Origin of the sequence: Acinetobacter sp. YH12208, from assembly GCF_013418055.1 — a bacterium.
Lineage (GTDB): Bacteria > Pseudomonadota > Gammaproteobacteria > Pseudomonadales > Moraxellaceae > Acinetobacter > Acinetobacter pseudolwoffii.
Genome location: NZ_VPCT01000003.1, coordinates 41442 through 64015, shown reverse-complemented (window position 1 = coordinate 64015; position 22574 = coordinate 41442). Strand labels below are relative to the sequence as shown.

Sequence of the window (22574 nt, the reverse complement as noted above, 5' to 3'; positions counted from 1 at the left end):
GCCATTATTTTTGCAAAGGGTTTTGTTACTTTTGCCCTGTCAAAAGTAAGAGCATGCCTGCACAATGGCATACGAATTGTTAAAGCATTTTGAGGCTATGACTTTATTCACCTCAAATAAACCATAGAGATTAACTCAAAAGATATGCAAGACCGTCTCATCAGTGGTTCTGAAAAACCAGAAGATCATTTTGATCGTGCCATCCGTCCAACCTCACTCGATGACTATATTGGTCAGCCGGTGGTTCGAGAGCAAATGGAAATCTTTATTGGTGCCGCCCGTGGCCGTGAAGAAGCGCTGGATCATACATTGATTTTTGGCCCGCCCGGCCTGGGTAAAACCACGCTGGCGAATATTATTGCCCGCGAAATGGGCGGTAATCTTAAGTCGACTTCAGGTCCGGTGCTAGAACGTGCCGGTGATTTGGCCGCCATGCTGACCAATCTGGAAGAAGGTGATGTCCTGTTCATTGATGAGATCCATCGTCTTTCACCCGTGATTGAAGAAATTCTCTATCCAGCGATGGAAGACTACCAGCTCGACATCATGATTGGCGAAGGGCCTGCTGCACGATCAATCAAACTGGATTTGCCACCCTTTACCCTGGTTGCAGCAACCACACGTGCAGGTCTGCTTACCTCTCCTTTGCGTGACCGTTTCGGCATCGTACAGCGTTTAGAATTTTATTCAGTTGAAGATTTGACCCACATTGTCAAACGTTCAGCCAATTTGATGGATGTACCCATGACTGGTGATGGCGCAAAAGAAATTGCCCGTCGTTCACGAGGCACACCACGTATTGCCAACCGCTTATTGCGTCGTGTACGTGACTATGCTCAGGTCAAAGGCACTGGTGAAATTAATCAGGATATGGCACAACGTGCTTTGGACATGCTCAAAGTCGATAAAGATGGTTTAGATACTTTAGACCGCCGTTATCTATCGATGTTATTAGAACGTTTTGATGGTGGCCCTGCTGGTGTTGAAGCGTTGGCTGCTGCCATGGCAGAAGATTCTGGTACGCTGGAAGATGTGATTGAACCATATTTGATTCAGCAAGGTTATGTCATGCGTACTGCACGTGGCCGTATTGCCACCAATATGGCGTATTTACAGTTTGGGTTGACACCACCTGAGCCAAAAGAAAAGTGATTCAAAAAGCAGCTTAGGCTGCTTTTTTATTGAATATAGATTTCAAATTTTGAATAAGAGAATCTACTACAATGTTTAGAGCTTTGAAACTATCAGCAATACCTTCTTTATCAATTACCGCGGTAATACACATGATTTGTAGCTGAGTGAGATAACGCTCAAATTCGTCCCATTCAGATACTAATTCATGATCTTCCTCTACTAACATTTTTAAATGAGTACTAATACGAGCTATTAAAGGGAATAGGCTTTGTTGCACAAACCTATCTATAAAGGCTTATTCCACAATATAATTCTCAAATGAATAAGCCCACACCTAAAATCTATCGTACAACCAATTGGTCTTCTTATAACAGTGCATTAATAAATCGAGGAAATCTCTCAATTTGGTTTGATCCCAAGACTCAATGGTACGCTCAACCCAAAGGTAAACATGGTCGAAATCAAACTTATTCAGATACAGCCATCCAATGCTGTTTAATGATCAAATCCTTATTTCGTCTTTCTTTACGCATGGTCACTGGCTTTGTGCAAAGTCTCATTCATCTTTGTAGATTAGATTGGACAGCACCAGACTATTCCACCATCTGCAGAAGACAAAAGCATATTGATATTGCAATTAACTATCAAAAAAGCAGTAATGGTCTCCAGCTACTCGTCGATTCTACTGGCTTAAAGTTTCTAGGCGAAGGTGAATGGAAGCGTAAGAAACACCAACCTGAATATCGTCGCCAATGGCGTAAACTTCATATTGGTATAGATGCTGAAACCCTTCAAATACGCGCTATTCAACTCACTACAAATAATGTGAGTGATTCACAAGTGCTTGGTGATTTACTCGATCAGATTCCACAAGATGAGCAGATTGACTCTGTCTATACTGATGGGGCTTATGACACCAAGCAATGCCGTCAAGTAATTGCAGACCGACAAGCACATGCGGTGATTCCGCCAAGAAAAAATGCGAAACCTTGTAAAGATACAAAGACCAGCTCGCTAGAGCGAAATGAATTACTTCGAACAGTTAAACGTTTAGGAAGAACAATATGGAAAAATTGGTCAGGCTATCATCGGCGAAGTTTGGTTGAAACTAAGATGCATTGCATCAAGTTATTAGGCGATAAACTCCGTGCGAGAAACTTTCAAAGCCAAGTGAATGAGATCCATGCACGCGTAGCCGTATTAAATAAATTTACAGAATTAGGCAGACCTCATACCCAAGTTGTAACCTAAATTTTAGCAACTTAGGAAAACTCTGCCGTCAAAGGCTTTATGCAACAAAGCCAAGGGAATATATCATCTTCTAAACTCTTTAATTCTGAACGCATATCTTCGTATTCATTATTTTTGAACCAGTCTTTCACATCATTTAGTACTAAAGCTACAGAGCCTAACAATGTAATGTATTTATGCACTAATGGTTTCAATACAGCAAGATCGTCTATTAACTTAAGTTTCCAACCTCTATAAAATTCTTCTTGTAATTCAACTCTTTTTAACTTTTCTTGACTTTCTATAAGTTGTTTAGTCATATTTCTATGAGATTCTGCTGCTTCTTTAATATCTTCACTTACTACTTTAAAAGATAGTTCTGTGAGTTGAAAACTCTTACATCCATACCAATAAGCAAGCCAAGTTGCGAAACTACCTAAAATAAGCGCAATAATGACAGATAAAGTAAATGGTGAAATTGCTGTCGTATCTGTCGAATGATTGAGATCAAGCTCCATTTTTCTATTTGGATTCTCTACAACACTTGCCGTTTGATCAAAAGGTTGCTGTGGCACTGTCCATGGCAATTGAATCATCACTGCATTATTATTCTGCTCTGCCACAATTTCCCCATTTCATTTCAATAAATTTTTATTATTGATATTCTAAAAATTTTCAAACCATTACAAAAGAAAAAGCCAACTGACATGTCTAAATCAGTTGGCAAAAGCACAAAACAAAAAACTAAATAAAAAAATTACTTCTCTTTTTTCTTAAACTCCTAAAAGTCCGCTTTACGAATCATCGCGTGAATACCTTTGGTTTTATCTACCACTTGCGATACTTCAAAATCCGTTGCAGCACTTAAATATGCATAAGCAATTTCTTCTGAAATTCCGTATTCATTGACCAAAAAACGGATTGCTTCGCGTGTCGATTTACGCATGGCTTCGTCTAAGTCTTCATCTAAACCTAGAGTAATCCAGAACTCATCATTTTCGCCCAAAGGCTGCGTTAATGATTGTCCTGGGATCTTATCCTGATCTATTTTCGATATTTGTTTTTATTTTGCCTTATTGATAATTTTGATACCTTTAGCATATAGAAAATAAATAAGGGTACATAATTTTACAATGTAAAAGCACTCATAAAGCTCTTTTAGAACAAGGTCTAACAAGCAATATACTTTAAAGGTATTATCATAATACTTAGAGAGTTTTGGTCAAATTTAAATCAATATGCAATCCTAGAGAATCACTTTAACCATTTCAATTTCTTAAGGTTCTCCCCAAGTATGAATATGTATAAGCAGATTTCCCTTTGTCTTCCTCTTCTTTTCTGTAGCCAACTCAGTCTGGCCGACTGGATTGATGATTCTGTACAAACGGCTGAAGCGCACACCATAAAATTACGCCAGCATATTCATCAATATCCTGAGCTGGGGAATATGGAATTTAAAACCTCGGAACTGGTTCAAAAAGAATTAAAATCCTATGGGATTGAAGTACGAAAAGGTTATGCCAAAACGGGTGTGATCGGTGTACTAAAAGGTGGTAAACCCGGCCCGGTCATGGCATTGCGTGCAGATATGGATGCATTACCAATTAAGGAAACTGCACCGGTATCATTCGCCAGCAAACAAAAAGCCATTTATCAGGGCAAAGAATCTTATGTGATGCATGCCTGTGGTCATGATGCGCATACCGCCATGTTACTGGGTGCAGCCAAAGTTCTGGCCGCCAACAAAGATAAAATTGCAGGAACGGTGGTATTTGTGTTCCAGCCAGCCGAAGAAGGTGGTGCAGATATTGATAACTTTACCCAAGGCGATCAGATTGGTTCGCGTAAAATGATTGCGGACGGCGCCCTGAAAAATCCAAAACCTGAAGTCATTTTCGGTATGCATGTCATGGCCGGTATGCCAAGTGGCAATATCTTCTACAAAGATGGTGCCATTTTAAACAGTGCCGATCATTTACGCATCCAGGTCAATGGAAGTCAGGTTCATGGTTCGATGCCTTGGGCAGGAAAAGATCCAATTTATGCCTCTGCCCAGATGGTCACCAATCTGCAAAGTTTGATCAGCCGTAAAGCGGATCTGACCAAAGGAATGGGCGTGGTCAGTATTGGTAGCATTCAGGGTGGTACCACCGGTAACGTGATTCCAGATCAGGTCAATATGGTCGGGACTATTCGCTCCAATAGTGAAGACGTTCGTCAAGGCATTTTAAAAGACTTACCGAAGATGCTAGAACACAATGCAGCAGCCAACGATGTCAAGGTGAAAGTCGAAATTGCGCCTTATGCCCCGGTCACCACCAATGACAAAACTTTGACCAAGCTGATGCAACCGACCCTGGCCAAAGTCCATGGTGAAGATAAATTGCATGTCTTGGATAATAATGCCAGTGCGAGTGAAGACTTTGCTTACTATGGCCAGCTCATGCCATCCCTGTTTGTCTTTGTCGGTGCCACGCCGGCCGATCAAGATCCGGCTAAAGCCGCGCCAAACCATAATCCGAACTTTATTGTCGATGATGTGACCTTAAAAACCGGTGTCGAAAGTCATGTGCGCTTTATTCTGGATTATCCAAAAGTGGCTGAACAGGTTCAGGCCAACTGGAAACAGAACAATAAAGGTTAATTGCCTGCTATAAAAATGCGCGAGTTGATGAGCTCGCGCATTTCATCATCTTCTGCTGTTTTATAAATGAGCTATCAGGTGCTCTGCGCTTCCTCTTGACTATTTCTAGCCAGATTTGACATCTTGTGCCATTGGTCTCAAAACTCAAAATGCTAAACTTTGTCCCGCTAAATTGCTTGACTTTGGACAGGAATCCGGCAAATTCAAGGATTTTCCTCTCTCCAAAAAACAAGCAAAAATTTCGAACATCTGCATGGAACAAAACTATGGCGAATCATTTTGAATTCAATATCCGCGTATATATTGAAGATACTGATCTAGGTGGTATTGTCTACCATGCTAACCACATTCGCTATATGGAACGTACCCGTACCGAATGGCTGCGTGCTGCCGGAGTCAGTCATTACTGGCAACAGGCAGAATATAATTTTGTGGTACACAAAATTAATGTCAAATATATGCGCCCCATCCTGATGGATGATTTAATTACTGTTACTGCACGTGTGATTTCATGTAAAGCTTCATCATTTGTATTGCAACAAAATATTTATCGTGGTGAAATCATGCTTGCATCGGGTGAGGTTGAGTTGGCATGTATCAGTGCAGAGATGCGACCACGTCGACTCCCGGATGAAATACGCGAACTAATTCAAAAAGAATTGGAACAAGACTAAAAAATTTATTGGCACACGTAACAACTATGGCGACTCAGTTAGAATCATCTCTTCAAGTTTCAGATCTTATTTTACAAGCAAGCCCTGTCGTACAACTGGTGATGCTTTCTCTTCTGTTAGCCTCAATATATAGCTGGTATCTGATTGCCAGACTCTATATGAGTTATAAAAAAGCCCAGGCCGATGATGAACATTTCCAGAAAATCTTCTGGTCTGGCGCTGAACTGAATACCCTGTATAACAATGCCCAGCTCAATTCTAAACGCACTGGCCTTGAAGATATTTTCTATCAGGGTCTGGGTGAGTTCCTGAAACTGAAAAAACGCCATGCACCGACTGCCCAGTCCATTGAAGGAACAGAGCGTATTCTGCGTGTCGGCCTGAGCCGTGATCAAGGTCATCTGGAGCAAGGACTCGGTGCTTTGGCCAGTATTGGTTCGGTTGCACCTTATGTTGGTCTGTTCGGTACCGTCTGGGGCATCATGAACGCTTTTATTGGCCTGGCAGATGTCGATCAGGTGACGCTGGCGACGGTTGCACCTGGTATTGCTGAAGCCCTGATTGCAACTGCCATTGGCCTGTTCGCAGCTATTCCAGCGGTGTTGGCCTTTAACCATTTCACGGCCAAAGGTGAAACCGTTTACTCTGATCGTGCCCTGTTTGCCGAAGAAATGGTGGCACTGCTACAACGTCAGTCCGTGGGCATAACTCAGGACAAAGACTAATGGCGATTCAAGGTTCAGGACGCTTTCAGCGTATTAAAAAGCCACTGAAAAGTGACATGAATGTCGTACCTTATATTGATGTGATGCTGGTGCTTCTGGTGATCTTTATGGTCACTGCACCCATGATCACCAGTGGCATCAAGGTCGACCTACCTCAGGCCAATGGGCTACCGATTGAATCTAAAGATGCACCGACCATTGTCACCCTGAAAGAAGATGGTTCATATTATTTAGAACATAAAAATCAGGCCACTGGCCCAGTCACGCTGGATGAATTGACTGCTGCCCTTGTTGAAGCGCAAACACAGGCACAAAATGACAATAAAGTGCTGAATGTCGTGATCAATGGCCACAATACCCGTCCTTATGGCGATGTCATGGCCTTGATGTCCAGCCTGCAGGATGCCGGTTTATCTCAGGTCGGTTTACTGACCCAGCCATTAGAATAATGTATGAAAGATTATAAAAAGCCACCATTTCAGAAAAAAGCCATCGCGATTGGATTCACCTTAGGAATCCATGCCGTGGCTTTGGTGGGTTTACTTTATCTTGGCATGAGTAAACCACCTGAACCGCCGAAGCAGATTAAAACGGTCCTGATCAAACCTGAGGACCTCAAACCGGTCACCCGAGAAGAAACGCCGTTTGAGGAAACTGCACATGAAAATGTCGCAGAAGAAATTACTCAAACAGCTGAACCTAGTCCTGAGCCTGCGCCAGTCATTCCGACAGCGGCGCCTGCCACACCTGCTGCTCCGCCTGCACCGAAAGTGGATACACAAAAAGCCCAGCAGGAACTCAAAGAGGTAGCGCAAGCCAAGGCTGTACAACAAGCTGCTGAAGCAGCGAAACGTGCCGAAGCTGCCGAACAGGCGAAATACGCAGCAGCCAGAGCAAAAGCGGAGGCAGCACAAAAATCCAAGGCAAATGCCGAAGCTGCTCGTCAGGCTGAAGCAAATGCACAGCGTAAAGCGGATGCTGCACAGAAAGCCAAATTAGATGCTCAGAAAAAAGCGGATTTGGCCGCCAAACAAAAAGCCGATGACGCTGCGAAAGCCAAAGCAGAGGCAGATGCGAAACGTAAAGCTGATACCGATGCAAAAGCCAAAGCTGAGGCGGCAGCTAAAGCAAAAACTGACGCAGATGCAAAACGTAAGGCAGATGCGGAGGCGAAACGTAAAGCTGATGCGGATGCAAAAGCCAAAGCAGAGGCGACAGCTAAAGCAAAAGCTGAGGCGGATGCAAAACGTAAGGCGGATGCCGATGCAAAAGCCAAAAACGATGCTGCTGCAAAGGCCAAAGCAGAGGCGACAGCTAAAGCAAAAGCTGAGGCGGATGCAAAACGTAAGGCGGATGCCGATGCAAAAGCCAAAAACGATGCTGCTGCAAAGGCAAAAGCAGACGCGGATGCAAAACGTAAGGCAGATGCCGATGCAAAAGCCAAAGCAGAGGCAGATGCCAAGGCTTCAGCAGCCAAACAGGCCGCTGAAGAAGCTGCTCAGAAAAAAGCGGAATCAAAACGGATTGCGTCTACTGCAAAACGTGATTTCGAAAATAAAATTAAACGTGCTTGGGATACCCCAGTGGGATCGTCAGGTCAGCGCGCTACTGCTCGTGTGACCTTGAATGACAATGGCGGTGTGGTTTCTGTCATCGTGAACTCAAGTGATGCAGACATGAAAGCCAGTGTCGAAGCTGCGGTGCGGGCTGCTGCGCCGTATCCGATGCCTTCAGATCCAGATGCACGCCGAGAAGCACGAAGTTTTACATCAACCTTTACCGCACAATAAAAACCAAGCCATCACACATTATTGAGGTGATGGCTTTGATTTTTTCAGCTAAACTTCACTTTAATATGATTAAATAATATTCATTTTTCACAGTGTCATAACAGTTTGGTCATAAAATCCTGGTTTTATTCTATTAAATCCATGCGATGATGTAGCCCAAGCTACCTATACAATAAATCCGTTGATTTGAGTAAATAACGAATGATGGAAAAGACTCGCAAACACCTACTCTGCCTCGCAATCATTGGCGCTTTAAGTCCTGTATTGGCAACTCAGTCCTATGCCCAGTTGCATCTGGAAATTACCAAGGCACCTGAGGCAGCACCTAAAATCGCCATTGTGCCATTCAGTCAGGATCAGAGCATCTATCCTATTGTTGAAAATGACTTGAATCGTTCAGGCAGATTTACCAGTGTTTCAAAAAACCTGCCTGCGACTGCCACATTAAATAACCCGAATGCAGAAGCTTGGGCATCCGCTGGCGTTCCCTATGTCGTGACCGGTTCATCAAAAACCACAGCGGATGGTTCTTTTGAAATCCAGTATCAGTTATACGATATCGAAAAAAAACAATATCTATTAAATGAATTACTAACTGTTCCAGCCTCACGTACCCGTCAGGCAGCGCATATGATCAGTGATGCCATCTATCAGGCATTAACTGGCATTCCAGGTGATTTTACTGGACGTATTGCTTATGTACTGCGTAATCCAGCAACACCAGAACAACGTTATACCTTGCAAATTGCCGATACCGATGGCGAACAGCCAAAAACCATTTTGACTTCGCGTGATCCGATTCTTTCTCCAGCCTGGACACCGGATGCCAAAAAAATTGCTTATGTCTCGTTTGAAACCAAACGTCCGGCAATTTATGTACAGGATCTGGCTACAGGACAACGCGAAAAACTGGCCAGTTTCCGTGGCTTAAATGGCGCACCAAGTTTCTCTCCAGATGGCAAGAGCATGCTGTTTACTGCATCCATGCATGGCAATCCGGAAATCTATCAGATGAATCTGGAAACACGTCAATTACAACGTATGACCAATGACAGTGCGATCGATACCGAAGCACGTTATGCTCCAGATGGAAAATCCTTTATCTTTACTTCTGATCGTGGTGGATCTCCACAGATTTATCGCCATGATCTCGCTTCAAGTAGCAATAAACGTCTGACCTTCCGTGGTGCATTTAATGCACGTGGTACGCTGAGCGCAGATGGCAAAAAACTTGCATTGGTTCATCGTCCAAGCGGCAGTAACTATCGGGTTGCCGTTCAAGACATGAACTCTGGTGTAAATAATATTCTGACGCCAACAACTCTAGACGAATCACCAAGTTTCTCGCCAAATGGCCAGATGGTGGTGTATGCCACACGTGAAGGCGCGCGCGGACTTCTGTCGATCATGTCACTAGATGGTCGTTTCCGTATGAACTTGCCAAGTGAAACGGGCGAAGTCCGTGAACCGGCTTGGGCACCAAAATAACATTGGTATCTGTATAAACCTTTTACCCCATAATCAAACTTCATGGAGATGAAGATGAACAAAGTAAAATTATTTGCCTTACCACTTTTAGCAGCAGCTGTCGTCATGACAGGTTGTGCGAGCCGTAAACCTGCCGCTGAAGTTCAAACCGGCGGTTTAGATACAACCAGCTCAACCACAGTGGATACGCAAGGTCTGAGTGAAGATGCTGCATTAAATGCACAAAACATGGCGGGTGCATCGGCAAAGGGTGTCACTGCGGAAAACAAGGCTTTCTTGGCAAAACGTGTCGTACATTTTGACTATGACAGTACTGAACTCAGCAATGAAGATCTTCGTACCCTACAAGCACATGCACAGTTCCTGATGGCCAATGCCAACTCACGTGTCGCACTCACCGGTCACACCGATGAACGTGGTACCCGTGAATACAACATGGCGCTTGGTGAGCGTCGTGCCAAAGCTGTTGAAAGCTTCCTGGTGACTACTGGTGTAAATGCTGCTCAATTAGAAGCCGTCAGCTATGGTAAGGAAATGCCAATCAATCCAGGTCATGATGAAAATGCCTGGAAAGAAAACCGCCGTGTTGAAATTAATTATGAAGCGGTACCACCATTGTTGAAATAATTTTCAATGCTGGCGTATCAAATAAAAAGCACTCATGATTGAGTGCTTTTTATTGGGTTGAATGAACAAATCTGTTTATTCTACGGTCTGGCCTGGTTCAACTGCTTGCATCGATTCAATCAGGTCGTGTTTATTGAATTGTTTGTACTCTGGTTTTGCTTCATAATCCCGCCAGGCTTCTTTCATCTTGTCTTCAGAGATATCATCTAAAGTAATGCCTTCACTTGGCGTTGGAGTCGCATCAAACTTTAATGTTGTCATATCTGTGCTCCTATTCTCAATTTTCCCTTGCATTCAACATAGCACTTTCCACAGGAGTTGCAAGGGCAAAATCGATACAAATAATCCAGTTTGATTTTTCTTTTAGTACGTTCTCATCTAAAATATAGCCGCATATCGTTTTGATCATTTTTTCCCGATTTAAGTCTTGGAGTTTTCCCTTATGTCATACCGCACCTTATCCCAGTTTTTACAGCAACAAAGCGGGAATCTCACACCTGAACTTGCACAAGTTATTGTAACGATTGCAAACACTTGCAAGGACATCGATCTGTTGCTGCAAAAAGGTGCTTTAGCGGGTGTATTGGGAAGTGCACAGCATGAAAATGTTCAAGGCGAAGAGCAAAAGAAACTGGATGTCATTTCCAATGATTATCTGATTGATGCTTTACAGCAACATCCGCATGTTGGTGGTTTGGCTTCAGAAGAACTGGATGACTTCACGCCTGCACAGGAAAATGGCCAATTTCTGGTCTTGTTCGATCCACTCGATGGTTCAAGTAATATCGACATCAATATGTGTGTGGGTACGATTTTCTCGATTCTTCCTGCGAAAAATGCCGTGACTCAGGCCGAAGACTTTATGCAAGCCGGTGTCAATCAAGTGGCTGCAGGTTATGTACTGTATGGTCCATCGACCATGATGGCATTGACTGTCGGTGCAGGCGTAGTGTTCTTTACCTTTGACCCGGAAACTCAAGAATTCCTGCTAACTTCTGAAGCGATTCAAGTCGCTGCAGATACCAAAGAATATGCGATCAATGCCTCGAATCAACGCCACTGGGAAGCACCAGTACAACGTTATATCGATGAATTATTGGCAGGCAAAACCGGTCCTCGTGAAAAAGATTTCAATATGCGCTGGGTTGCCTGTATGGTGGGCGATATTCACCGTATTCTTTGTCGTAGCGGTATCTTCATGTATCCATACGACTTTAAAGATCCGGCTAAAGCTGGTCGTCTGCGTTTAATGTATGAAGCCAACCCAATGAGTATGCTCATGGAGCAGGCTGGCGGCGCATCCACCACAGGCCGTGTCCGTATTCTGGAGATCGAACCAACTGATCTACATCAACGTGTGCCAGTGATTATCGGTTCTAAAAACGAAGTTGATCTTGTGACCAGCTATCATAACTAATTTTTTATAGCGGTAGCCGATATTGAATCGGCTACCGTGGATTATATCTCCCATGCCAACTTTTTTTCTTGATTCAAAAGACAATCCAAAAATTAAACACTTACGTGGTTTGATTGAACAAAACACCTATCGTAAAAAACAGGGGCAAACTGTGCTGGAAGGCACGCATCTGTCTCTCGCCTGGCTGCATGAAAACCGTAAAATTGATTCGATTTTTACCACTGAACATGCACTTTCGCATCCTGATTTCGAGAAAATTCTCGCAAAATACACAGGGATGGTCTTTGTTCTAAGCGAATCTTTATACAAAGATTTAAGCACCTTAGGAACGTCTTTAGCCTGTTTAGCTGTGGTCACTTTACCGACAGCAAATTATGCACTGGATTTTAAAGCCGACACTTTAATTCTGGAAAATGTACAGGATCCGGGTAATGTTGGTACCCTGCTTCGCTCTGCAGCAGCAGCCGGTATTGAACAGATTGTCTGCACCAAAGGTTCTGCCTCACTTTGGTCACCACGAGTATTACGTGCCGGTATGGGTGCGCACTTCACGCTGCAAACTTTTGAAAATATTGCACTTGAACAAATTCTTGAGCAATTTCAAATTCCTGTATACGTCACCAGCTCACATCGTGCCGAAAGTCTGTACTCAAAAGATTTAGGTAAACCTTGCGTATGGATCTTGGGCAATGAAGGTCAAGGCGTTTCTGATTATGCAATGCAACACGCAGAAGCTGTCAGTATTCCGCAGCCGGGTGGTCAGGAATCCTTAAATGTTGCGATTGCAGGATCGATCTGTTTCTTTGAAATGGTACGTCAACGTATCTAATTAGGGATTTAGGTTACAGTGTTTTAATTCGGCCCTGCCCGTTTATAAAATAGATTACACTACAAAAATAATAAACTTAATTGTCAACCAAACCATGATTCCCAACGTTATATGATTATGAACTTGGGAATCATGGTGGGTGTCCAATGACAGGATTTTCCATCTCTATGGATTTAGCACCAAAACAGTTGCAATCACACGATGTAAGTATTCTGAAGAGTACGGCTGAAGCACGTCTGAAGAATTTTATGCAAGATGTGACTGGACGCGCCTTGGTGATGATGGAAAGTGCAACTCAAGGTCATCATGGTATTGCCATGGATCTGGTTCAGGAAGCTTTCATTTCCTTACATAAATCCTATGCGGAAAAAAGTACTGAAGAATGGTATCCCCTATTTTATACAATTCTGAACAACAAATTACAGGATTGGCGTCGTAAAGAAGCACGGCGTGGTCAGATGTTTTCATTTTTTAAGAAAGTCAGTCTGGATGATGACGAAATTGAACTTGAGGATATCGTGGACGAAGCTACACCGACGCCTTTGGACTTTCTGGATCAGGCAGTGACAGCTGAAGAAATCCAGGAAGCCATTGCCAAACTACCTGTACGTCAGCAGCAGGCATTTATGCTGAGAGCTTGGGAAGGATTTGATACGCATACCACCGCACAAATTATGGACTGCTCAGAAGGCAGTGTAAAAACTCATTATCACCGTGCTATTCAAGGCTTACGTACCTCTTTGGCACATTTAAATCCATATCTGGGAGGGTCATCCGAATGAATCAAGATGATTTCTTAAAACAAGTAACTTCCAAACTCGATGGACTGGCACAACAACATAAACACAAACCTGTTGTCATGCACCATGTTCTTGAAGAAATTCAGGATTCTAAACATTCACGTTTTGCATTTTTAAAAATGTCAGGTTTTGCCTTGGCAGCAGCAATTGCAGGTGTTGTAGTATTACCCAATATTTCTAGCCACAATGAGCCGCAAACCCAAATGGTGTCAGTACCGAAACTGTCCCCACAAATGCTTGAAGATTTAGAAATGCTAATGGTTCTAGGTGAGGACAAAGTTCCACATGGCAGCTAAAAGATTGGCAATTGCTTTTTGTGCATTCAGTTTTCTGCAAACCAGTTTTGCAGGATTTGAACGTTTTTGGATCTTTTCTAAAGATGCAAATACTCAGGTTTCCGATACCTGGGATAGTCTTTCTGATTCCGAACAGTTGGCACTTATTAAACGCTATCAGTCCCTCAAGGAAATTCCAGAACAGCAGAGCGTCAGCTTACAGCAGCGTATGGACTGGTTTACCCAGCTTCCTGAGGTTGAAAAACAAAGAATGCGTGAGACTTGGCAAATGATGAGCAGTCAGGAACGTCGAGAACTTGGCTTACGCATGCAAAATGCCAAACCTGAAGAACGACTTGCCATTCGGGAAGAGTACATTCTCAAATACCAGCAAACGACTCAACCACCCTCTAGCTCGCATTAAGCGACCCATATAAAAAGCCTCTAAATGGATAATGCCAGTCAGTTAAGCAATTGACTGGCATTTTCTTTTTTAAATTCATGATCATATTTGCCAGGTAGAAAAGTCATCCGCAACTGTTGGATGCATGAGGTGTATTGCTCCGCAAGATACCTTCCTTGTGAAACTCCGCTTCTCATTTGGGCAAAACCAAAGTCACAAATGATAGGACAAATATTTGATTTAAAACCTTAAGACTCCATCGTGAACCACTAAAAAGTTAAAGCGTCTATTTCTAAACTCCTTAACTGATCAGCATTCTTCCAAATGGAGGCTTTTGAATTTTCCAATTAGGTTTTATTTTCTTAGACGGCGATAAACGACCAGCCCAAATAATCCGAATAGTCCCCAAATTCCGAATGAACCACCACCACTTGATGACGTATTGGCATTTTTTACCGTATTTCGTAGCAGGATCGTTGCTGTTTCAGACATTTTTTCATCTGCATCAAAAATCGTATACTGCATGCTGTAATCTGCCTGACTTAAGTTATTTCTCACACTAAATGTCAGCTTTCCACCATAGCAGGTCTCGCGCTGATAAGTATCAGGACAAGGGCCTTGTCGCTCTGCATTAAGAGAAACTCCGGCAGGAATCTTCACAATACGAATTGGAATCTCTTTTCCCTCTTTATCCTGATAAAAAGCCGACTTTCCTGAAGGTAGAGGCCCATCACCATCATCACTATCATTTTCAAGTGGATTCACAGTCACTGTCAGATTATTCTCTGGGCTAATCCAATATTCATCACTCTTGGCAATCGGTGCAATATTGTTAAAAGCTGCTTTTAAAATTCCAGCACTGCTGATCCCCGTGGCCTTATCTTTGAGAGTATAGCTACAGAATTCCATATCTGTTGCCTTGGTCATTTTCCCATCGGTACGATACATCATGATCCGGTTGAGATCAGGCTTCCATTCACACTTAAGATTGGGGTCATTCGGATCACCCTTCACACTGGTCGAACTACCCGTACCAATTAACTCACCTACTCCTAAAGACTTAACACTAATATCATAATTTTGTGCATTCAAGACTTTGGTTTGAACCGTATTACCCATCAAGGTTTCCTGAGGCATGGCCAGCACAAAGGGATTGACATAAATTGCACGGTATTGCTGATATTGCTTGGTATATTTAAGTAAATCTTCGTATTCTTTTAACTCTTGCTTTAACCCAGGTATTTCCTCTGCTGCCGTATTCTTATTTGCAATAATGCTTTTGATGTCAGTTATATTGTCCTGATAAAAATTATTCAAATCGACCAAGCTGCTATTTTTCAGATCTGTGATATCTGCTGCGGTCAGACGTCGGATTTCGATTGAACCGATTTCACAGCTATTTTTTGCATCTGGATTTAAGGTAAGAGTAGATCCCGCCACCCGATCAATGCCACGTTGATCCTGTTCAGCACAGCCACTTACCCCCACATCTACCAAATCTGTAGCTGTTCCATTATCACGTGGGTAATACATGCCTAGAAAACGTTTATCAATTGCAGGCTCAATATAAGCTGTTAATAAGTTGTTTATCGTGCTGTTAGAAACGTCAAGATTGTTTGAAGTTTCATCCGCATCTAACTCTGGCAATACACAACGTGATAGTCCAGTGGTTTGTATGGCATTTTTAACAGTAGTAAATACGACGCTTTGCTCCTTAGTCGGATTCCCCTGATTTAAGGCATATTCACAAGATAAGCCCTGATTAAATGCTAAAACATTAAAATAGAAATATTTAGAACCTGTTTTGTCATAAAATAAAGTAGATTGAGCTGCATTCTCAACAATAGTATTACTTAAGGCAGTTAAACTGGAAAAGGCACTGAGAGGGCGATTGGCTTGATTGGTCATACGCAAAATATGCCCTGTCTGACTCGCAGTATTTTTGGCAATGGTAGAATTATTCAACTCTACGGTTGCATAACCACAAAAATCAAGAATGCTGGCCGTATTTTCTGACCCATTTTTAACAATACTACTAGAACTAACTTTTACATTGGTTTGAGTCGTCCCTAAATTCCCCTGGCAATCCATAGCCAACACACTACCATATGAACTTGCCTTATTTTGGTGAAGCAGCGAATCCTGGATGATCACACTCCTTTCGGTATTCATCGCCACCGTATAAATAGCCCCCCCTTCTGCATCTGCCCGAGAATTTACGATTTCACTGCTATTAATGCTTAAGGGGCCCGCGACATAAAAGGTACCGCCATTGCCCTTATCCTGTGTATTTTTTGCCGCATAACCATCTTTTAAGATGAGATGATAGACTTCCAGACTGGATTGACTGGCCATACTGTTAAAGAGACGGGTTTTTCCCTGACCTGAAATCGTGGTTTTTAAAGCATCACGGGTTGGGTATAAATTCGTAATCGGACTACGACTGGTATAACTAAAGGGCGTTTTTCCATAAATTTTGAGCGCGGACTCAATGACAAGTTCGCTGTCTAATTTGTATTCACCCGCTTCAAGCTGAATCACGTCTGGGGCTGAACCATCCAGCCGAAGCGTACGGCCGACGTTACATCCGCCATAGGATTTATCTAGTTTTGCAGTTTTAATCGCTTCTCGCAAAGAGCAGGCATTACTGTTCTCTCCGTCTTCATCCACCAAAGTGGTGACATAGATGGTTTTATCTTCGGCTGCCATCAAACTCATGGCAGATAAAATCATGGCCGCAAGCAGTCCTTTTTTATAATTTTTCATGATTTTTCCTTAATCTTTTAATTCACGGCGCAAACCCATTAACCCAATTAAAATCAGTAGCCCACCAAAGCCCCATGCACCACCTGAAGTTTTGACTGATTTGTCTTCCATTTCATTTTTTGGCTCCTGCACGATTTGAGTGGTAATGGTCAGATAAGGTTTACTTTTATTAAATCGCGTGGATGTGGTTACCACTTGCAGCTCGAAGATATCTGCCCCATGCCAAGTCGAATCTGGGGTATACACCACATTGCCATGAATATCGATACGTGTTTTACCTTTGGACTCTGTTTTAGTTTGCACAACTTTCAAACATCCATCTTGCCAAGGCTCACCTGTCGGCTGTTGACCAACTATGACATTGCATTGTTCTTTTGGAATTAAATCACTATCACCCAAAAAGGATTCAATTGAAAATTTGGCAATTTCACCTTTTAACAGGTCTTGTCCAACCAGACTCCCTGAGGTTGGCACAGTGATTTCAATCGCACCACGGTCACAGAACAGATTATCTATTAAACGGTTGATACCACGCTGGTCAGCAGCTTCACATGCCACTGTCGGGGCTGCAAGATTAAGCGCTGTACCTCTATTTACAATAGATGAGTCGCTGACCTGATTATGACTTAATAAAATACGTGGACGCATATAACCAAGAAATTGCCCTTTAGCAACGCTGTATGGACAAAGTATGGCTGTGCTATTTTCACTCAAGGTTTGACAAACACCTTCACTCTTATTTGAAGCTTCGGCTAAGATTTGTGTACCATTCCAGAGCTCATTTGGAGCAACAGCATCCCCTGTACCGCAGGACACAGTCAGCAGATTGTTTTGAATCAGGGTTTTATCGCCGGTTTCAATTTGGCAGTCCTGTGCACCATTTCTTAAAATAATACTATTTGCCACATAAGCCCTGCCAGCCGGGGCATTCGTACGTAAAGCAGTATCAGCATTATCAACGATCGTTAGGTTATTTAATCCCATCCCGTCCATGACATTAATGAGTGTCCCCTTATTTTTTAATAGGGTACTACTTAATACTTCGGCACTAATATTTTGAAGATTCTCTGTGTCAGCAAACTGCCCGGCGCTATAAATATTGGCCGCCGAGTTATTTAAGGTCTGGTTATTTTTAAGGACACTTTGCCTGATAAGGAAAGCGGGCAACTCGCTATATAAAATGCCACCTCGTTGTGCTTTGTTATTTTCAATCAGGCTATTTTTAATTTCAACACGACTGAGAAAGTTCTGACCAAATTGACCCGTATTATAAATTGCCCCACCCAAATTGGCTGCACCATTAAATAAACGGCTATATTCAACCACCACTTGGCCTTTATTATGAATCAGACCACCTTGTTCAGCACAACTGACTTTGCCACAGCCTTCGAGGTCTAGTTCTTTTAAGTTAAGCTGAACCAGTGTATCTGTGCTGTTAAGGCGAAATAGATTGTCAGTTCCTTGCATTTGAATATGGGCATTATGCAGACCCAGTGTTTTTTCAGTTGTACTGAATTCTTCATCGCTATCAGCTACAGACCGAATGCTTAGAGATTTTTTGATTGCTATATGCTTATTGAGCACATAAGTATTTTTTTCTTTTAAAATAATGGTACTGGATGAGTTTTCTCCACCACATCCCATAAAACCTTCTTTGGCTAAGCCCCGGTTAATATATCCAACGGCTTCTCGAAGTGAACATTCCTTGTCATCTTTTTCAATATCTTCTGTCGTGGTTACAATAATATCTGCACTATACGCCTGCCCTGCCATACACAGCAAAGCCATGCCTATGCTCTTCTTGAGCATAACCTTCTCCTTAATTTTTATTTCTTTCTTTTTCTTCTAAAGTTGCAGAATCCTTGCAACTGTGAATTATTTTGCCTTACTGTGGCATAGACTGAGCAATTACTCAAGAATTTTTATGATTTACCGATATTCGTCAATCAAGGCATAAATCTGTCGCAGATTGGCATTGCTGACCTTCAGTTTTTCTCCCTTAAGCAGTTGAATAATTTGCTCTAATCTCTGAAGAAGTACCGAAGTTTGATGTGGCCCATGACTCAGTAAATAGTCAAAAATTTGAGGATCTAAATGAATCCCCCGACGATCCAGTACGGATGAAACCAGCGCATAACGATCAGCATAAAGGCTACCACTCGGCACACGGGTACTCACCGCTTGTGTTAAGCGTGACTGTAGATCTGGCAGCTCAAGCTTAAGTTCAATCGGCGCAAAGCGTGAAGAAAATACCAGCTGTCCGCCGCCTTCATTATTATAATTAATCAGATGAAAGACTGCGCGCTGCCAATGCGGCACACCACTAATCGCTTCAATATCATCGAGTGCGACCAGATCAAAACGATCCAGCGAGGTAATTGCCTCGGTCGGGGCATCTAGAAGCTCAAGTAAAGATACCTGAATCGCAGATTTCCCTACTTCAAGATAAGAGTCACAGATGGCTGACAATAAATGACTTTTGCCTGTTCCCGCCCCACCATAGACATAAAAACGGCTGATTAAGCCTGCATGCAATTGACGCACTGCATCAATCACATGCCCCCAACCTGGCCCTGAAAAATCACTGATTCGGGCATCAAGCTGAGGTTCTATATCTAACTGCAATTGACGCATATGATTTTTTGGCCTTATGAGTCTTTACCATGGGGGTCATGAATTTTACTTGAGTTCTCCTCTGCTTGCAGCGGTTTTTTCTCTGGCTTTTTCATTTCAATATCAACATCTAAGTCTGCTGTTTCGATATTGATTGAACCGGTAGAGGCATCTTGCATCACAATGGCCCGATCTCCATAAAATGTTGTGTGTTCATAGTACTCGCGTACATGCCGCAGTAGTACCACAATCACGGCTGCCACCGGTAATGCAATCAGCATTCCCAGGAAGCCTGCCAGCTGTGCACCTGCCAATACGGCAAATACTACGGCAACAGGAGAAAGACCAATTTTATCGCCCAGCAAGAATGGTTGCAGAATATAACCTTCAACTGCCTGTCCGACCATAAACACAATGCCGACCAATACCAGTTGCCACCAGTCAATCCCAAATTGCAATAAGGTCGCAATCACCGCTGCAATAATACCGACTGCAAAGCCCAGATAAGGAATAATACTGGCCAGACCTGCCACCATACCAATAATCAATCCAACCTCAAGACCAATCAGTTGCAAGCCCACCGCATAGACAATTCCCAGCAAGATCATGACCAGAAACTGCCCTTTAACAAAAGCACCCAGCACGCTATGACATTCGCCCACAATTTTTAGTGTACTTTTTTCATAAGGACGTGGAATCAGGCGGCGCAAACTCCCCAGCATACGATCCCAATCCAGCAGGAAATAGAAGGCAATGATGGGAATTAAGACAATCGTACCGCCAATCTGGAGAAAATTAATTCCGGATTGAGCAAGGCGTAACAAGAATGCCTGAATACTGTCTGCGCTATAATTGGTTTGTACATAATTCATGACCACATCAGAAATCTGATTGGTATCAATTTCCATTTCAACGACATTAAAGGTATTGGACAACCATGGTAAAAAGGTCGAATTAATCCATCCAATGATCGCGGGTATATTGTCACGTGCATACATCAACTGTTGCCAGATCAGTGGCACTAAATACCAGATGGCCAAGGTCAGTACAATTCCGATTCCGATAAAAACGATACTAATAGAAAGCCAACGCGGCAGACCCACATCATGCAATTTATCCACCAGCGGGCTAAATAGATAAGCCACTAAAAGTGCTGCAACAAATGGAATTACAACGGGTTTTAATAAGTATAAAGTCCATAACAATAAAGCTATCCCAGCTAGGATAAACACGCGACGCAATGTGCGATCTACCATAAAGTTTCGCCTTTTCTCTATTAATCATTCTAAAAATTAAAATATTTCAATAAAGATAGCATTTTAGATCAGAAATACCATAAGAGTTTTATATATTCAGGTTATAATCGCCACCGCGAATGCGGAGACTTCATTATGAGCAACTCAACTTCTACCCCAAATACTGGTTTAAGCTACAAAGATGCAGGTGTCGACATTGAAGCGGGCGACGCGTTAGTCGATCGTATCAAATCTGTCGCTAAGCGTACCTCACGTCCCGAAGTTATGGGCGGTCTAGGTGGCTTTGGTGCACTTTGTAAAATTCCTAAAGGTTATGAAGAACCTGTTCTCGTATCTGGCACAGATGGTGTGGGTACAAAATTACGTTTAGCATTGAATTTGAACCGTCATGACACAATTGGTCAAGACCTGGTGGCAATGTGTGTTAACGACCTTCTCGTGTGTGGTGCTGAACCACTGTTCTTCCTCGACTATTATGCAACTGGCCATTTGAATGTGGATGTTGCTGCAAATGTTGTCACTGGTATCGGTACTGGTTGTGAGCTTGCTGGCTGTGCACTGGTCGGCGGTGAAACTGCTGAAATGCCAGGCATGTATGAAGGCGAAGATTACGATCTTGCAGGTTTCTGTGTCGGTGTCGTTGAGCAAAGCAAAATTATTGATGGCTCTAAAGTCAAAGCCGGTGACGTTTTAATTGGTGTTGCTTCTTCAGGTGCACACTCAAACGGTTACTCACTGCTTCGTAAAATTCTAGACGTGAAAAATGTTGATTTAACTCAAATCGTTGATGGTCGCCCACTTGCAGATGTTGCAATGGAACCAACCCGTATTTATGTCAAATCGATTCTTGAATTGCTTAAACATGTCGATGTACACGCAATGGCACACATCACCGGTGGCGGTTTGCCAGGTAACTTACCTCGCGTCCTTCCAAATGGTGCTCAAGCGCTTGTGAATGAATCTTCTTGGGAATGGCCTGAGCTATTCAAACTTCTACAACGTGAAGGCGGTGTAGAGCAGTTTGAAATGTATCGTACCTTTAACTGTGGCGTCGGCATGGTGCTTGTGGTTGATGCAAATGAAGCTGACAAAACTGTTGAATTACTCAACGGTCTTGGTGAGAAAGCATGGACAATGGGGCAGATTCAAGACAATGCTGAATCGGTTGCAGGTGCAGACGAAAAAATTCGTGTGATCTTCGCATAATTCCGCATGATTAAAATTGCTGTACTTGTTTCAGGTAGCGGATCAAATCTACAAGCCTTGATTGATGCCAATCTTTCAGGGCAAATTGTCGGCGTGATTTCCAATAAACCTGAAGCCTTTGCTTTAACGCGTGCGCAACAAGCAGGAATTCACACTGCAGTTATTGAACACAGGCAATATCCAAACCGAGAAGCGTTTGATGATGTGATGCATCAGCAACTGCTGGACTGGGATGCGGATCTGGTGGTACTTGCCGGCTTTATGCGAATTTTAAGTGAAAAATTTGTAAAAGCCTGGGAAGGTAAAATGTTGAACATTCACCCTTCTCTATTGCCTTATTACAAAGGCATGCATACCCATCAGCGTGTACTCAATACCGGTGATGTTCTGCACGGCTGCACGGTGCATTATGTCACGGCTGAACTTGACGCAGGCCAAGCGCTTGCTCAAGGTGTGCTCAAGGTTTCTCACCACGATACGGTAGACAGTTTGGCAATGCGTGTGCATAGCCTTGAACATGTAATCTATCCTCAAGTCGTAGAATGGATTTGTAGCGGTACCATTCAATACACTGAAGACGGTGTGCTATATCGAAACGAGAAAATGCAAGAACCTGTTCAATTCTGCAAGTTTTAACATCATTTAAATATAAAAAACGCATCCTCGGATGCGTTTTTTATATTCTCTTTTTAATGAT

Annotated in this window: 23 protein-coding genes and 1 pseudogene; 16 read left to right on the top strand and 8 right to left on the bottom strand. The window is 42.8% G+C overall.

Features of this window, described 5'->3' with window-relative positions; all coding sequences use genetic code 11:
* The first annotated feature begins 144 nt into the window (after window positions 1–144).
* Window positions 145–1152, top strand: a complete 1008-nt coding sequence (ruvB, locus tag FTU95_RS04595; RefSeq protein WP_005097600.1) for a Holliday junction branch migration DNA helicase RuvB — start codon at window positions 145–147, stop codon at window positions 1150–1152.
* A gap of 13 nt (window positions 1153–1165) precedes the next feature.
* Here the strand turns inward: ruvB and FTU95_RS04590 are convergent, their stop codons facing one another.
* The gene (locus FTU95_RS04590; protein WP_257220104.1) at window positions 1166–1411 is read right to left on the bottom strand and encodes a hypothetical protein; all 246 of its coding nucleotides are present in this window, start codon (window positions 1409–1411) and stop codon (window positions 1166–1168) included.
* Window positions 1412–1452: 41 nt separating this feature from the next.
* Here FTU95_RS04590 and FTU95_RS04585 point away from each other — a divergent pair, with 41 nt between their 5' ends.
* The gene (locus FTU95_RS04585) at window positions 1453–2385 is read left to right on the top strand and encodes an IS5-like element ISAha1 family transposase (protein ID WP_180077720.1); all 933 of its coding nucleotides are present in this window, start codon (window positions 1453–1455) and stop codon (window positions 2383–2385) included.
* An 11-nt stretch (window positions 2386–2396) separates the two neighbouring features.
* On the opposite strand, the gene FTU95_RS04580 is transcribed toward FTU95_RS04585, so the two are convergent.
* Both FTU95_RS04580 and FTU95_RS04575 read right to left on the bottom strand, forming a co-directional pair.
* The gene (locus FTU95_RS04580; RefSeq protein WP_257220103.1) at window positions 2397–2987 is read right to left on the bottom strand and encodes a hypothetical protein; all 591 of its coding nucleotides are present in this window, start codon (window positions 2985–2987) and stop codon (window positions 2397–2399) included.
* Window positions 2988–3145: 158 nt separating this feature from the next.
* A pseudogene (locus tag FTU95_RS04575) lies at window positions 3146–3415 on the bottom strand (acetamidase); the annotation flags it as partial.
* 249 nt (window positions 3416–3664) lie between these two features.
* Here FTU95_RS04575 and FTU95_RS04570 point away from each other — a divergent pair.
* The 7 genes from FTU95_RS04570 to pal all read left to right on the top strand — a co-directional run bounded on the left by FTU95_RS04570 (window position 3665) and on the right by pal (window position 10312).
* Complete coding sequence (locus FTU95_RS04570) at window positions 3665–5008, top strand: amidohydrolase (protein ID WP_180077783.1); 1344 nt, start codon at window positions 3665–3667, stop codon at window positions 5006–5008.
* Between the two features lie 266 nt (window positions 5009–5274).
* Window positions 5275–5682, top strand: a complete 408-nt coding sequence (gene ybgC / locus FTU95_RS04565; RefSeq protein WP_004731733.1) for a tol-pal system-associated acyl-CoA thioesterase — start codon at window positions 5275–5277, stop codon at window positions 5680–5682.
* 26 nt (window positions 5683–5708) lie between these two features.
* Window positions 5709–6407: a protein TolQ gene (gene tolQ / locus FTU95_RS04560; RefSeq protein ID WP_004279111.1), complete on the top strand. Its 699-nt coding sequence runs from the start codon at window positions 5709–5711 to the stop codon at window positions 6405–6407.
* Window positions 6407–6856: a protein TolR gene (tolR, locus tag FTU95_RS04555; protein WP_005170046.1), complete on the top strand. Its 450-nt coding sequence runs from the start codon at window positions 6407–6409 to the stop codon at window positions 6854–6856. The genes tolQ and tolR overlap by 1 nt, the downstream gene beginning before the upstream one ends.
* Before the next feature lie 3 nt (window positions 6857–6859).
* Window positions 6860–8197, top strand: a complete 1338-nt coding sequence (gene tolA, locus FTU95_RS04550) for a cell envelope integrity protein TolA (RefSeq protein ID WP_180077718.1) — start codon at window positions 6860–6862, stop codon at window positions 8195–8197.
* Window positions 8198–8401: 204 nt separating this feature from the next.
* Window positions 8402–9685 (top strand): Tol-Pal system beta propeller repeat protein TolB, encoded by a 1284-nt coding sequence (gene tolB, locus FTU95_RS04545; RefSeq protein WP_171063343.1) that lies wholly within the window; start codon window positions 8402–8404, stop codon window positions 9683–9685.
* Window positions 9686–9739: 54 nt separating this feature from the next.
* Window positions 9740–10312, top strand: coding sequence for a peptidoglycan-associated lipoprotein Pal (gene pal / locus FTU95_RS04540; RefSeq protein WP_005097609.1), 573 nt, complete (start codon window positions 9740–9742; stop codon window positions 10310–10312).
* Window positions 10313–10387: 75 nt separating this feature from the next.
* Here pal and FTU95_RS04535 read toward each other — a convergent pair whose 3' ends face one another.
* Window positions 10388–10573, bottom strand: a complete 186-nt coding sequence (locus FTU95_RS04535; protein ID WP_005097610.1) for an NF038105 family protein — start codon at window positions 10571–10573, stop codon at window positions 10388–10390.
* A gap of 181 nt (window positions 10574–10754) precedes the next feature.
* Between FTU95_RS04535 and FTU95_RS04530 the strand changes: the two genes are divergently transcribed.
* The 5 genes from FTU95_RS04530 to FTU95_RS04510 all read left to right on the top strand — a co-directional run bounded on the left by FTU95_RS04530 (window position 10755) and on the right by FTU95_RS04510 (window position 14057).
* Complete coding sequence (locus FTU95_RS04530; protein WP_180077715.1) at window positions 10755–11729, top strand: class 1 fructose-bisphosphatase; 975 nt, start codon at window positions 10755–10757, stop codon at window positions 11727–11729.
* Between the two features lie 52 nt (window positions 11730–11781).
* Window positions 11782–12558 carry an RNA methyltransferase gene (locus FTU95_RS04525; protein WP_005097613.1) on the top strand — a complete coding sequence of 259 codons (777 nt, stop codon included), beginning with the start codon at window positions 11782–11784 and terminating at the stop codon, window positions 12556–12558.
* A gap of 167 nt (window positions 12559–12725) precedes the next feature.
* A complete protein-coding gene (locus tag FTU95_RS04520) occupies window positions 12726–13340 on the top strand; it encodes an RNA polymerase sigma factor (RefSeq protein ID WP_005097615.1) in 615 nt (204 codons plus the stop codon).
* Window positions 13337–13654: a hypothetical protein gene (locus FTU95_RS04515; protein WP_005097616.1), complete on the top strand. Its 318-nt coding sequence runs from the start codon at window positions 13337–13339 to the stop codon at window positions 13652–13654. The genes FTU95_RS04520 and FTU95_RS04515 overlap by 4 nt, the downstream gene beginning before the upstream one ends.
* The gene (locus tag FTU95_RS04510; RefSeq protein WP_005097618.1) at window positions 13644–14057 is read left to right on the top strand and encodes a DUF3106 domain-containing protein; all 414 of its coding nucleotides are present in this window, start codon (window positions 13644–13646) and stop codon (window positions 14055–14057) included. The genes FTU95_RS04515 and FTU95_RS04510 overlap by 11 nt, the downstream gene beginning before the upstream one ends.
* Window positions 14058–14390: 333 nt before the next feature.
* Here the strand turns inward: FTU95_RS04510 and FTU95_RS04505 are convergent, their stop codons facing one another.
* The 4 genes from FTU95_RS04505 to cxpE all read right to left on the bottom strand — a co-directional run bounded on the left by FTU95_RS04505 (window position 14391) and on the right by cxpE (window position 20671).
* Window positions 14391–16802 (bottom strand): CSLREA domain-containing protein, encoded by a 2412-nt coding sequence (locus tag FTU95_RS04505; protein WP_180077713.1) that lies wholly within the window; start codon window positions 16800–16802, stop codon window positions 14391–14393.
* Between the two features lie 9 nt (window positions 16803–16811).
* A complete protein-coding gene (gene rbtA / locus FTU95_RS04500; RefSeq protein WP_180077711.1) occupies window positions 16812–18611 on the bottom strand; it encodes a rhombotarget A in 1800 nt (599 codons plus the stop codon).
* Between the two features lie 120 nt (window positions 18612–18731).
* The gene (gene hda / locus FTU95_RS04495; protein ID WP_005097624.1) at window positions 18732–19436 is read right to left on the bottom strand and encodes a DnaA regulatory inactivator Hda; all 705 of its coding nucleotides are present in this window, start codon (window positions 19434–19436) and stop codon (window positions 18732–18734) included.
* A gap of 14 nt (window positions 19437–19450) precedes the next feature.
* Window positions 19451–20671, bottom strand: coding sequence for a chloramphenicol efflux transporter CxpE (gene cxpE / locus FTU95_RS04490; RefSeq protein WP_074383363.1), 1221 nt, complete (start codon window positions 20669–20671; stop codon window positions 19451–19453).
* Window positions 20672–20806: 135 nt separating this feature from the next.
* On the opposite strand from cxpE, the gene purM reads away from it, so the two are divergent.
* Both purM and purN read left to right on the top strand, forming a co-directional pair.
* The gene (gene purM / locus FTU95_RS04485; RefSeq protein WP_100357838.1) at window positions 20807–21877 is read left to right on the top strand and encodes a phosphoribosylformylglycinamidine cyclo-ligase; all 1071 of its coding nucleotides are present in this window, start codon (window positions 20807–20809) and stop codon (window positions 21875–21877) included.
* A gap of 6 nt (window positions 21878–21883) precedes the next feature.
* Window positions 21884–22513, top strand: coding sequence for a phosphoribosylglycinamide formyltransferase (purN, locus tag FTU95_RS04480; protein ID WP_180077709.1), 630 nt, complete (start codon window positions 21884–21886; stop codon window positions 22511–22513).
* The last annotated feature ends 61 nt before the right edge of the window (window positions 22514–22574 follow it).